This is a genomic window from Enterobacter cloacae complex sp. IR5458 (assembly GCF_049238025.1).
In the GTDB taxonomy this organism is placed as follows: Bacteria; Pseudomonadota; Gammaproteobacteria; order Enterobacterales; family Enterobacteriaceae; genus Enterobacter; species Enterobacter kobei.
Genome location: NZ_JBMKIF010000059.1, coordinates 1 through 12,480, shown reverse-complemented (window position 1 = coordinate 12,480; position 12,480 = coordinate 1). Strand labels below are relative to the sequence as shown.

The window sequence follows — 12,480 nt, the reverse complement described above, 5'->3', positions numbered from 1 at the left end:
AGAATGAAGATTCCGACGTTACTAACTGAGTGTTGTATCTAATCGTGGGGGCAGGTCATTACGACTGATAAACTTCCTAATCAGTCTAATACCGTGGAGATACTCTTTTATGTATGTTCAAGAGTCAGAACAAAACTGGGTTTGTACTGGTTATATTAGGGAGGAGTTTTTTACGCAGTAGCAGTGGGAAGGAAGGACGGAATCAGGCAAACCTGTAATTATTGTAATGAACTCCCCCCTTTTTCCCCAGTAGTCAGTAAGCGACATGACAGAAAAGGCGATTGAAGCTAAATTTATATGCCCTTCACTGAACTGAACGACATTGAGTCTGCCGAACTTGGTCATTTTGATTATTATGAGTAGTTTCGCGACAGGGAAGATAATGGGCGGAGTCAGTCCAACTTTAGGGCAGGATCGTCTACCGGGGCGGGGTCAGCCCAGTATTACCACCACAGCAAATGGTGGGAGCTAACCCTACTTTCTCCAAAGGAATACCGAACCCACGAGCTAGCTCAGCACGTTTTGAGTATCGCCCTGCCATCACCGTTTCATTATCTAACAGAAGTAGCGGAAGCCCTTCTGCTCCAGATGCTTCGAGGAATGCTTTCGCTTTCTCGTTCTGAACAAAGCTCATGGGCTGCTGCGCTAGGTTATAACGTTCAACCTGTACGCCATGCCCTTTCAGCCACTGCACATTCGCAGAGAAATCGACCAGAACTTGATCGACCTCTGAGCCACATACGCCGGTACTGCAGAAAATTGCAGGGTCAAACACCGTTAACGTTTTCATTCTGAATACCTCACATTCGTAAAATCACATATGTTCAGGCAAATTTTTTTGATTCAAACAGTCTTACCGCTACCAGAGCAGTTTGCCGATGCAAGCTTACGGGCGATGGCCTGTACGTCGTCCTGTTGGCTTAACCAGGCCTGCTCAATCACCTGAGCGGCCCAGGAAAGAATATGCGGGGATAAGCGGTAGTGACCCACTTGCCCTGTTTGCGATCCAGCAATAGACTACTTTCGCGGAGCATTACCCGGTGGCGGGATATCTTTGGCTGAGACTGTTCTAGCGCAGTGCAAAGGTCTCACACGCACAGCTCTCCCATCTCTCTAAGCAGCAACACGATGCACAAACGGGTTTCATCGGAGATGATTTTTGAAGAGTTGTAATGCTGTAAAAATCATAGTCGTTCCCCTACCTATCTGGTTCTACGATACTAGGCGTATTTCCTGCCCTTGGTTATATACAGTTTCTACTTCCCTAAATAGAGTAAGTATCACATCAATAGCTGCTTTCGAATCAGCTATATAAGAAAATTTTCTAACCATAAGCCTAATAAGCGATTCTTTTTGTTTAGCCGCAGTTCTTGGGAAGTCTACCCACTGAATATTTAAATTACTTAGCTCTTGCCGATGAAAAACAGAAGATTCTTCATTGCAAACTTCTGTTATTTTCTTTTCAATTTTAACTTTAATATTTTCATGTAATTTATCATATACACAGGTCGAGTTTTGCTCATTTATCTTTACTATCTGCTCAGTAGCCCCTTCATTTTTTAACTTCTTAAGAGGCGAGTATTTTAATTCCATTTCCGTATTTGATATAAATGTTAACTGATGCCTATAATCATCACTTTTTCGAAAGAATCATTTTTTAGATTATCCCCTACCAATAGAATTTTAGATACCATCTCAGAAAATCTAGAATCAATAGTCCATATCTTCCCGCTAAGTTTCTTTGCTTGATAGGCATGTATCTCGTTTATATAACTTAAACAAGCAGTCTTATAACAAAATAGAAAATCATCGTGATGTTCAATACAAATAAAGAACTCTTTATTGATAAAAGAATTGAAATTATCTAACAAAAGATACAATGCACAGTTTCTTTGAAACTCAAAACCTGTTAACGCATCAACTCCGGCGTTTGCCGCTTTATTTTTAGCCACCCTGCTCTCCTACAACAGCTAAAAACTTCCATCGTCATCCATTGATGGATGTGGATGCAAATAAAACCATTTAAGGCGATGTGTATCACGAATATCAAAAAAAATAAATTTATAAGGTCATTTTTAGTGATCTAATGCACTGTTCTACACACTGTTTTTTATACAGTCGAAAGATAGTACTTCTAGGGAAAACTTTAAAAACTCGTTTTCCCTATTTACAGTCTTATATAACCTTAGTTAAAGATGCGTCAATATAATCCGCATACCACTGCATCATCTCCCTCCTTCCTTCCAGATACAACGCATGGTTATACGTCCCACGAATTGCATTCTTATCGACATGCGCAAGCTGAGTTTCAATCCATGCCGTATTGAACCCTTCCTCATGCAAAATCGTACTCATCGTATGGCGGAAACCATGCCCCGTTACCTTCCCCGTATATCCAATCCGCTTAAACACCTGATTAATACTCGCTTCACTCATCATCTTGCGGGGATCATTACGTCCCGGGAACACCAGTGGATATAGCCCTGACATCACTTTGAGTTGCTGTACGATTTCCAGCGCTTGGGTAGAGAGGGGGACAAGGTGAGGCCGTTTCATCTTCATACGCTCTGTAGGGATTTCCCATACCGCTTTCTCAAGGTCAAATTCACTCCAGAAAGCACCTCGGAGCTCGCCAGTACGAACTCCTGTAAGGATCAGCAGACGAGCGGCAAGAACAACTAATGGGCTTCCTGTGTAGCCTGCGAGAGCTTTAAAGAATTCTGGTAACTCCTCAACAGTAAGGAAGGGATAATGCTTCGATTCATGCCCTGACATTGCACTGGTAAGATCCGCTGCAGGATTGTATTCCGCACGACCGGTAACGATGGCGTAACGAAAGACTTCACTGCAACGCTGGCGAACCTTCTTGGCCTTCTCTGTCGCGCCACGGCTTTCCATTCGACGTAGCACATTCAGCAGAACCAAAGGCTTGATGTCATTCACCGGCAGTTGGCCAATATAAGGGAAAATATCTTTATTGAAGGCTTCGATAATGTCGGAGGCATAACCTTCTGACCACCGGCTCACCTTCGTTCCGTGCCATTCAAGTGCCACAGCCTGAAACGTATTATTGAGCTGCACATCGCGAACCAACTTTTCTTCTTTCTTGGCAAACGATGGATCGATACCTTCGGCCAGCTTTTTCTTGGCTTCATCACGTAATGCCCTCGCTTGTGCAAGGGACACTGCCGGATAGACACCAAAAGCTATACGTTTCTCTTTTCCATTGAAGCGATATTTCATCCGCCAGTATCGAGAACCAGAAGGAACAACTTCAAGATACAAGCCTGCACCATCTGCTAGCTTGTAGGCTTTCTCTCTGGGTTTAGCAGCATCTACCTGTCGTGCATTAAGCTTCATTGGGGGCATCTCCCTGGACCGAACACAGAATGCCCCCACTTATGCCCCCAACTGCGACTTGATTTCGGTTGAGTCCAGTTGATAACAGGAGATAAGATACGGGCCAGAAACCGCAGTATACGGGCTTTTAGTTGATTTCGGTAGACTTGGGAAGAGTTTGAAATGGTGCCGATAATAGGAGTCGAACCTACGACCTTCGCATTACGAATGCGAAGTTTTTATATTTTAACTGCTTGAACAACCATCAGAAATCACAAATTTATCATTTTAAATCATAATATTAAAACAAAAAACCTGTTGATGTAAATTGATGAGTGTTGATGTTTATCCTTTCAATTTACTTACACCAGCCGTTACATTACTGTAAACCGTAATCCCCAACAGGAACCCTAAAAATGGCGCTTTCAAGACAAAAACTAACCTTCGAACGAATTCGAAGATTTACTTTACCTGAAGGGAAAAACCAAGTTTTCCTTTGGGATACGGACGTAACAAGCTTGGCATGTCGAGCAACTCGTGGAGCAAAAGCCTTTGTATTCCAAAGCCTGTATGCGGGAAAAACCCTTCGCATGACCATTGGCAACATTAACGATTGGAGGATTGATGATGCGAGGGCCGAAGCCAGGCGACTGCAAACATTAATCGATACTGGGATAGATCCGCGTATAGCTAAGGCGGAAAAAATTGCTGAAGCGGAATCACAGCAGGCTGAATCTCGTAAAACGAAGGCAACCTTTTCAAGCGCTTGGGAAGATTATCTTGATGAATTGAGAACCGGAATCAGCGCAAAAACTAAACGCCCCTACTCTGCACGCTACATTGCCGATCACGTTAACTTGTCCAGTCGTGGAGGCGAAAGTAAAAAAAGAGGCCGGGGCCCAACCTCACCTGGGCCACTGGCTAGCCTGCTCGACCGACCATTATCAGAACTAACACCAGAGAACATTGCCGAATGGCTAAGTACAGAGAGACAAAATCGGCCTACCGTCACTGCTCATGCCTACCGTCTGTTGCGTGCATTCATCAAATGGGCTAATTACCAGAAAAAATATCAGGGAATAATCGATGGCGATCTTGCACAAGATCATAACGTGAGAAAAATGGTTCCAATATCAGCGAGCAAAGCGGGAGATTGCTTACAAAAAGAACAGCTCAAAAGCTGGTTCAGTGCCGTGCGTAGCCTCAATAATCCCATTGCATCAGCCTATCTCCAAGTGCTTTTGCTCACCGGTGCACGGCGTGAAGAAATTTCCTCACTTCGCTGGTCTGACATAGATTTCAAATGGTCAAGCATGAGAATTAAAGACAAGATCGAAGGCGAGCGAATTATCCCCCTCACTCCCTATGTTTCTGACTTGTTACGCTCACTGATGGAGATCCCCAATCGTGGTACAAACGAGGAGAATTGGGTTTTCAGAAGTAACAGCAAAAGTGGCAAAATTATTGAACCGCGTTCAGCACATAATAGAGCATTAACTCGCGCGGAGTTACCACATATCAGCTTGCACGGATTGCGCCGTAGTTTTGGGACCCTCGCTGAATGGGTCGAAGTACCAACAGGTATTGTTGCGCAGATTATGGGCCATAAGCCTAGCGCTCTTGCTGAAAAGCACTATCGCCGCCGTCCATTAGATTTGCTAAGAAAATGGCATGAAAAAGTTGAATTATGGATCTTAGAAGAAGCAAAAATAAAAAACAACGTTGATAAGCGTTGATTTTATCAAATATCAACAACTTACATAAAATCACATGTGTTGACAGAAATTTTTTTTCAGTTATCTTTTATTACTGCTAACTACATTCACTCACTAAGCAGGAGATTAACTACAGTGACTAACCCAATAACTGTATCAAGAGAAGACCGAAGTGCGGAAATCAGAGCGAGATGGGGTTTACATCCGACTAAAAACAAAAGTTCTAATTTTTGGGAAACAACAATTCAGCGTTTTAATAATAGTAGTACTGACCGAATACTACCTCTTTGGCACCGTGTTTCAAAACTTTTAGTTGCTATTAGGAATGTAGTCAATACTATAACATGCCCTTTTCCACCAAAGGGGAATACTTCCCGCTCACGCCGAAGTTCAACAACGTCATCAAAAAACTCATCATCATCTTCATCGGATGGTAGTAGTAGCGACCCCGATCCCGATAGAGACCCCATATTCACCCCTTTTCATTTCATTCTTTCATCTCTGTTAAAAACAATTATCGTCTTATTTGCCCACATATCAAATGTTGGGGTGATGAAATGAGCGATATCAAACATCAAAAACCCTCTCAGTCACAACTAATTTCTACCCGCGAGTTAGCTAATATTATTGGCTATGAAGTACAAACTATTCGAGCTTGGCTTTGCAAAGACAAACTGCCTAATGGTTTACCGCGACCGAAGAAAATTAAAAACCGACACTATTGGTCACGTAAAGACATTGATAGATACCTATTAACCTTCTCAGTATATAGTAACTAATAGAGGCCTCCCCCGGCTATTCTAAAGAATAGCCGGGTTAGTTAATACAAACCTTCCATTAACAATGGGGGGAGATTAATACTATTTATCACATCTCACATTAACAAAATTCAAGGTCACATATGAAAAAACGCATCACTTTCAGCGTAAACAATAGTTCTACTATTGATGCAATTGACGACTATAGCAATGCAAAAGGATACTCCAGGTCAGAGGTGATATCATTTTTATTAAACGCCACAGTCCCAGCATTGAATAAAATAACATCGCAATATCATATAGCTCAAACTTTGGAGTCAACATTAGGCTGTATTTTTGAAGAGAAGGCCCCGTCAATAGCACGGGGGGAGCCAAAATTAACTTACGAAGAGTTTTTTCATTCCGTCTGGAACACTCACATTCGACACCGGAACGAGGTTATCGACCAGAATTTTTATGCACACAAAATATCTCATGATAAGATGGGGAAGAGTGAAAAAAAATTAATTCATGAAAAGCTCACATACATTATAAAAAGCTTCAATGTAAAAAAAGCAATTTTTATTTACACAGATCGGCGCGTGAACCACAAACATCTAATTGCAGGAGGGTTGTCAAATATCATACTGATAAAGGAAACAGTTTACGATGGTTGTTTTTTTGATTTGAGCAGCATTGTGATTATGCCAATCTTTGAACTTATTACATTTGGAATTGAAGAGGTATTGAAAAGAAATAAAATCCACCATAAACAATCATGCTATTGCTGGATACCAATTTATTACACAAATGATCTAGCGGTAATGGTCCCGGTGATTGCCGAAGGCGATACACCTCAAAAGGCGATGAAAGGAGGAGATGCCATCATTATTAACCCCTTTAACGGTGAAGTAAACCATACTTTCTGATACCAATGTTAAGCATAACCACTTAGTTGCATACATCTCGACAGTATGGAGTTAGTACCTAATAGCTTGATGAGGGTAAAAGATGCCTACTAACAAAGCAAAATCAAAGAAAATTCTAGGAAGGCCTGAAGGAAGTAAATATTACCATTTAATTCAGAGTGAGAAGGCTAAGCATTACTCTCAATCCAAGGTGGCAAAGATCTTAGGAATAAGTATTTCCACGGTAAAAAGACACTGGGATAATGGCATCTTTGGGTGATTATAATTGCAGAGTTGCTTTTTAAGTATTTTACTGCATGGGTAATGGGTTGATAACAAGTTTTATTGTTGGAAAGGTATTATACAACAGTCATTACTATTAATAGTTAATTAATATAACTAACCACAGACATTCAGCTATGTCTGATCATTTTACTGTATACGGCTATCATAAGCCGTAGGGCTAACAACAGGATCGAAGCATGGAATTATATCATGGTTCCCATGGTGAGCATGTGCTCGCCTATAAAAAACATATTGAACGAGTCGTCAATGATGCTATCAGTGAATTCCCCAGAACAATGGCGTTACGTGTTGATGTTCATTATCCACCCATTTTAGACAGAGGTGACACTGTTTGCTGTTTTCCTAATCTAGAGCCTGGTGCTATATCCCGTTTCCGTAATGCGTTAAATGCAATGCTGGAGGCCAATGAGAAAGCCAGAGCAGCTAACGGTAAACGAATTTATCCAAATCGTGTTCGTCATGTTTGGGTAAGGGAGTTTTCCGAAGAGGGGAAATGTCATTTTCATATTGGTCTTTTTTTTAACAAAGATGCTTATTACCATTTAGGTGATTATGAGGCCGAAAGCAATTTAAGGATGATGATTGTAAGAGCATGGTATAGCGCACTGGGATTGGAACTGGATGATTATCCGGGATTGGTTCACTACCCTGAAAATTGTCGTTATATATTAGACGTCAATGATTTTAACTTTGAAGGAGAATACAATAAATTACTGAATCGTCTTGACTACCTGGCTAAACTTGATACAAAAGTATACGGAGATGGCGACCGTAGCTTCGGCTGCAGTCGCTGGTAATTTATTTTTTTACAGAAATGGCCTTTCTTATGGATGGAAAGGCCAAACCCATCAGTTAAAGATGGTTGTTTTACTATAATCCAACGACCTCATCCCCGATATTAGTCAAAATCATTAATTCTTTAATCTCTCGTTGTGCCAACTGTAATTCAAACTGCTCTTGAATTAACATCCACTTCGACCAACTTCCACCGACTACATGCGATAACCGGAGTGCCATAGCTTTCGTCAGTGAAACTGAACCGTTCAACAATTCAACTATCTCTTGCTCGCGACATCCCATGTAAACCGAAAATTTATTCAGTCCTATATTTGATACCGCTAGTATTTCGGCCAGTTTAATGCCGGGATGATCAGGAAGTAAGGTCATGCCGTATTCATCCTGATAAATTCCATAAATAGAACAGCCAGTTTCTCTCAGTTCTCGTAAATTCTTCCCTGCAAACTTCAGCTCGTGTGAAAGCCCGAGAAACTCACCAGTAAATTCATATTCTGCTTCAGGCCTATGGTGGCATTTGATCAATGCAAATGCCGCCCCTACTTTTTCAACTGTTACAGTAACCGACATTGAACCACCTCCGTCAAGATAATCGATGAACGTTTTAGACTGTCCAGCTGTTCGACACCACTTCTGCCTGCTTCAAAATCAGTTCCACGGCGCCCGGCGTTTTGTCCGGCGGATACTTATACTTACGCAGCGTCTGGCGCACCAGAATACGCAATCGGGCACGCACGCTTTCACGCACCTGCCAGTCCACGGTGGTGGACTGCCGCAATTTCAATGTCACTTCGATGGCCAGCTTTCTCAGCGTATCATCGCCCAGTTCACGCACTGCACTTTCATTTTCAGCCAGCGCATCATAGAAGGCGATTTCATCCGGGGTCAGCCCTAACGCATCATCACGCGCCATCGCCTCCTGGAACGCTTTCGCCATCTGGATCAGCTCTTCAATCACCTGCGCGGTCTCAATGGCGCGGTTATTGTATTTGAGCAGCACCGCTTTCAGTCGGTCGGAGTATTTCTTCTGCTGCACCACGTTATTGCCCGAACGGGCATGAATGCCGTCATTGAGCAGTTTTTCCAGCAGTTCCACTGCCAGATTACGCTGCGGCATTTCCCGCACTTCTTCCAAAAACTCATCGGACAGCAAACCTATGTTCGGTTTATCCAGCCCGGCGAGTGCGAAGACATCCTCAACCCCGGTCGCGACAACCGCGTTATCGAGGATCTTGCTCAGAAGAGAGTTTTTTTCTGACTGGCTAAACTTTGCCTTCGGATCGAGCTTGATAAGCCCCACCCTGACCGCCGAAAGAAACGCGAACTCCTCCTGTAAGGGTTTCGCCTCATCCAGCGTATTACACAGTGACCAGGCTTTACTCATCGCCAGCGAAACATCGAGGTAGCGTTTTTTACCGTCATCCAGTCCCAGAATGTAGTTCACGGCATCACGCAAGAAGGCCAGCGGATCGCGGGAGAAGCCCGTGTAATCAAATCCCGGCTTACCCGCCGAACGGGCAAACATCCCATGAATGACATCCATTTTTTCCAGCAGAATCGCAAAGGCTTCCCTGGCATCGACCGTTGTCTGTCCTTTGCCTTTTGAATCGGTATAGGTTTTCAGCGCCTGCTTCAGCTCGTTGGCAATGCCGATATAATCCACCACCAGCCCGCCGGGTTTATCCCGGAACACACGGTTAACGCGGGCAATCGCCTGCATCAAATTATGGCCGCGCATCGGTTTGTCGATATACATGGTGTGACAGCATGGGGCATCAAACCCGGTCAGCCACATATCCCGCACAATCACCAGTTTCAGCGGATCGTTCAGATCTTTAAAGCGGGCTTCCAGGCGTTTTTTGGTCTGTTTGTTGTAAATATGCGATTGCAGGTGATCTTTATCTGACGCCGATCCGGTCATGATGACTTTGATCGCCCCTTGTTCAACGTCTTCACTGTGCCATTCAGGGCGTATCGCCACGATGGCATCGTACAGTTTCACGCAGATCTCGCGGCTCATGGCGACAACCATCGCCTTGCCGTTCATGGCAGTGTTACGTGTTTCAAAATGCTGAACCAGATCGGCGGCGACCTGCTGAATACGTGGCTCTGAACCGACCAGCTTTTCCAGACGGCTCCAGTCACCTTTGGTTTTTTCTTGCTGGCCCGTTTCTTCGTCTTCTACCAGTTCATCGACCTGATCAGAGAGCGTTTCCAGCTCGTCATGGTTCAGATCGAGTTTTGCCAGCCGGGATTCGTAGTAAATCGGCACCGTCGCGCCATCATCAACCGCATCCTGAATATCGTAGATAGAGACATAATCACCGAACACGGCACGGGTATCTTTATCTTCCGAGGCAATCGGCGTACCAGTGAAGCCCATAAACGACGCATTCGGTAGCGCATCGCGCATATGCTTGGCGTAGCCGTATTTATAGGCCCCGGTTTGCCGGTCCAGCGTGGCGCTCAGGCCATATTGGCTGCGGTGCGCTTCATCGGAAATCACCACGATGTTGCTGCGGACGTTAAGTGCCGGATGGCTCTGTTCACTGTCCAGCGGCGCAAACTTCTGCACGGTGGTAAAGATAATGCCGCCGGATTCACGGGCGTTGAGCAGCTCGCGCAGTTCGTCGCGGTCGTTGGCCTGTAACGGCGTTTGCTTGAGTAAATCATGCGCCTGGCAAAACGTGGCGTAGAGCTGCCCGTCAAGATCGTTACGGTCGGTCACCACGACGATGGTCGGATTATTCATCTCTGTTTGTTGCAGCAGCTTTCCGGCGTAACAGCACATGGAGATACTTTTGCCGGAGCCCTGGGTATGCCACACCACGCCCGCTTTTTTACTGCCGGGGGTAATGTTGCTGCGCAGCGGAAGATGTTTACCGGTAGAGGCCACAATCGTTGCCGCAACCGCTTCACGCACCGCGTGGAACTGATGGTAAGCGGCAATCTTTTTGATAAGCCGTTTGCCATCGTTTTCAAACAGCACAAAGAAACGAATGTAATCGAGCAGCAGTTCGCTATTAAAGAAGCCCTGCACTACCGTTTTAAGCTGCCAGTGAAACTGCGGTTTATCATCTTCGTTCGCCACCGTTTTCCACGGCAGAAAACGCTCTTCATCAGCGGTCAGAGAGCCGATACGCGCATTTTGCCCGTCGCTCACTACCAGCGCTTCGTTACAGATAAACAGGTCGCTGAGTTCGTTTTTATAGGTCTGCAGCTGGTTAAACGCAGCCCAGATATCGGCATTGGCATCAATCGGGCTTTTCAGCTCAATCACCGCCACCGGCAGGCCGTTGATATAGCAGATAATATCCGGACGACGAACCTGTTTTATCCCCTGAATAGCCACCTGATTTACGACCATAAAGCGGTTATTGCCGGGATGGTTGAAATCCATCAGCAGGGCTTTATCGTGAACCGTTTTGTCTTCACGCTTGTACTCAACGGGTACGCCGTCGAGCAACAGGTGATGGAATGCTTTGTTGCTGACGACCAGATCCGGGCTTTCGGGGCGGGTAATACGGAGTATCACCTCTTCCAGCACGGAAACAGGGAGATGGGGGTTGATGGTTTGCAGCTGCTCCAGCATCACCGGGCGCAGAAACACATCATGAAATGAAGCACGCAGCGGGTTGTCGCCATCCGGCGCGATATCTGGCCCGTGCAGCACTTCCCAGTCCTGTTCAGCAAACCATTTCAGGCATTGCTGCTCTAAATCGTCTTCGCTCAGCATTACTCTTCCTCTCCCTCGGTGATCATACCGGTCTGTTTCAGCTCAATCGCCAGTTCCAGCAGGCTCGGGCGGATCGCTTTTTCCAGACGGTTCATGCTATCCATCATCCAGTCGATAATGACAGGCCAGATCTCTTTATTGCCGCCGTCAAACGTCTTTGAACAGACGATCTGGCAGCTTTTTCGCTCTGGCAGCAACCGCCAGTCGAGCGGCTCGCCAAACAGCGATTCAATGTGCGTTTTACGTTCCTGAAGGCGTTCAAATAACCAGGTGTTTTCCAGCGCATCTCCGCGCGAAATATTGAGCTGCACGCGAGCGTCTTTCTGGGAAAAGATAAGCTCAAACGGCACGCCGCTAACGCCCGACCCGGCAGCCAGCCAGTGATCGGTTGAGGGAGCGCGGTTGTTAAACAGTGAACAGGGGCTGGTGCGGAATTTTTCCAGCGCCATCGTCCAGAACTCGCGGCGCAGATAGTGACGCTGCTGCAGTTCGCTACTGCTGGAGGTGGACTGCTCTTCCGCCTCTTTTTGCGCCATGCCAATCATGTACGACTCCGCTTCCGGGGTTGGGATAACCTGGCGGATATCGACAAACACGTCTTCACCAAAACGGTAGGGGGTCACTTTGAAGCACTGGGCGCGGATACCAAACTGCATCAACCACAGCGCGGTATTGGTGACCTCTTTGCGGAAATTGGCCGCAACCATGATGACGCGCTGGGTGCCTTTGCGGTTGAGCACCCCTTCTTTCAGGCTTTCCCAGCCCATAAATTCGGCGATGACCTCTGCCGCCTGGCGGTTCTCGTTGGGCTCATACTGATCCAGATAAAGCTGGAAGATCTCCACCACGCTCTCCTGACGCAGGTTGGCGCAGTAGCCGGCATATTGATCCTACCCACGTAATATGGACACAGGCCTAAGCGAGGTTCTGGTTTTCAAATTGTT

8 protein-coding genes and 3 pseudogenes are annotated in these 12,480 nt (G+C 45.5%); 3 read left to right on the top strand and 8 right to left on the bottom strand.

Annotation, left to right across the window (positions count from 1 at the left end; translation table 11 throughout):
* Window positions 1-418: 418 nt before the first annotated feature.
* The 5 genes and pseudogenes from arsD to ACOTYN_RS24665 form a co-directional block, all read right to left on the bottom strand.
* Window positions 419-790, bottom strand: coding sequence for an arsenite efflux transporter metallochaperone ArsD (gene arsD / locus ACOTYN_RS24685; RefSeq protein ID WP_332959518.1), 372 nt, complete (start codon window positions 788-790; stop codon window positions 419-421).
* 53 nt (window positions 791-843) lie between these two features.
* Window positions 844-1,188: pseudogene (gene arsR / locus ACOTYN_RS24680) on the bottom strand (As(III)-sensing metalloregulatory transcriptional repressor ArsR).
* Window positions 1,189-1,212: 24 nt separating this feature from the next.
* On the bottom strand, window positions 1,213-1,593 hold the full coding sequence (locus tag ACOTYN_RS24675) for a hypothetical protein (RefSeq protein ID WP_332959520.1): 381 nt from the start codon (window positions 1,591-1,593) through the stop codon (window positions 1,213-1,215).
* Between the two features lie 20 nt (window positions 1,594-1,613).
* Window positions 1,614-1,952, bottom strand: coding sequence for a dsDNA nuclease domain-containing protein (locus ACOTYN_RS24670; protein WP_332959523.1), 339 nt, complete (start codon window positions 1,950-1,952; stop codon window positions 1,614-1,616).
* A gap of 223 nt (window positions 1,953-2,175) precedes the next feature.
* Window positions 2,176-3,360, bottom strand: coding sequence for a tyrosine-type recombinase/integrase (locus ACOTYN_RS24665; protein ID WP_332959525.1), 1,185 nt, complete (start codon window positions 3,358-3,360; stop codon window positions 2,176-2,178).
* A 320-nt stretch (window positions 3,361-3,680) separates the two neighbouring features.
* On the opposite strand from ACOTYN_RS24665, the pseudogene ACOTYN_RS24660 reads away from it, so the two are divergent.
* The 3 genes and pseudogenes from ACOTYN_RS24660 (at window position 3,681) to ACOTYN_RS24650 (ending at window position 7,802) form a co-directional block, all read left to right on the top strand.
* Window positions 3,681-5,075: pseudogene (locus ACOTYN_RS24660) on the top strand (tyrosine-type recombinase/integrase).
* Between the two features lie 880 nt (window positions 5,076-5,955).
* Window positions 5,956-6,720, top strand: a complete 765-nt coding sequence (locus ACOTYN_RS24655; RefSeq protein ID WP_016246899.1) for a hypothetical protein — start codon at window positions 5,956-5,958, stop codon at window positions 6,718-6,720.
* A 461-nt stretch (window positions 6,721-7,181) separates the two neighbouring features.
* Window positions 7,182-7,802 carry an inovirus Gp2 family protein gene (locus ACOTYN_RS24650; protein WP_023305544.1) on the top strand — a complete coding sequence of 207 codons (621 nt, stop codon included), beginning with the start codon at window positions 7,182-7,184 and terminating at the stop codon, window positions 7,800-7,802.
* Between the two features lie 73 nt (window positions 7,803-7,875).
* Here ACOTYN_RS24650 and ACOTYN_RS24645 read toward each other — a convergent pair whose 3' ends face one another.
* The 3 genes and pseudogenes from ACOTYN_RS24645 to ACOTYN_RS24635 all read right to left on the bottom strand — a co-directional run.
* Window positions 7,876-8,370: a helix-turn-helix transcriptional regulator gene (locus ACOTYN_RS24645; protein ID WP_006809979.1), complete on the bottom strand. Its 495-nt coding sequence runs from the start codon at window positions 8,368-8,370 to the stop codon at window positions 7,876-7,878.
* Between the two features lie 34 nt (window positions 8,371-8,404).
* Window positions 8,405-11,536 (bottom strand): type I restriction endonuclease subunit R, encoded by a 3,132-nt coding sequence (locus ACOTYN_RS24640; protein WP_023305543.1) that lies wholly within the window; start codon window positions 11,534-11,536, stop codon window positions 8,405-8,407.
* Window positions 11,536-12,423: pseudogene (locus tag ACOTYN_RS24635) on the bottom strand (DUF4268 domain-containing protein); the annotation flags it as partial. The gene ACOTYN_RS24640 and the pseudogene ACOTYN_RS24635, both read right to left, overlap by 1 nt.
* Window positions 12,424-12,480: the final 57 nt, after the last annotated feature.

Coding starts and splice junctions, on each gene's coding strand:
- arsD (WP_332959518.1), bottom strand. CDS start 790: ATGAAAACGTTAACGGTGTTTGACCCTGCAATTTTCTGCAGTACCGGC.
- ACOTYN_RS24675 (WP_332959520.1), bottom strand. CDS start 1,593: ATGGAATTAAAATACTCGCCTCTTAAGAAGTTAAAAAATGAAGGGGCT.
- ACOTYN_RS24665 (WP_332959525.1), bottom strand. CDS start 3,360: ATGAAGCTTAATGCACGACAGGTAGATGCTGCTAAACCCAGAGAGAAA.
- ACOTYN_RS24655 (WP_016246899.1), top strand. CDS start 5,956: ATGAAAAAACGCATCACTTTCAGCGTAAACAATAGTTCTACTATTGAT.
- ACOTYN_RS24650 (WP_023305544.1), top strand. CDS start 7,182: ATGGAATTATATCATGGTTCCCATGGTGAGCATGTGCTCGCCTATAAA.
- ACOTYN_RS24645 (WP_006809979.1), bottom strand. CDS start 8,370: ATGTCGGTTACTGTAACAGTTGAAAAAGTAGGGGCGGCATTTGCATTG.
- ACOTYN_RS24640 (WP_023305543.1), bottom strand. CDS start 11,536: ATGCTGAGCGAAGACGATTTAGAGCAGCAATGCCTGAAATGGTTTGCT.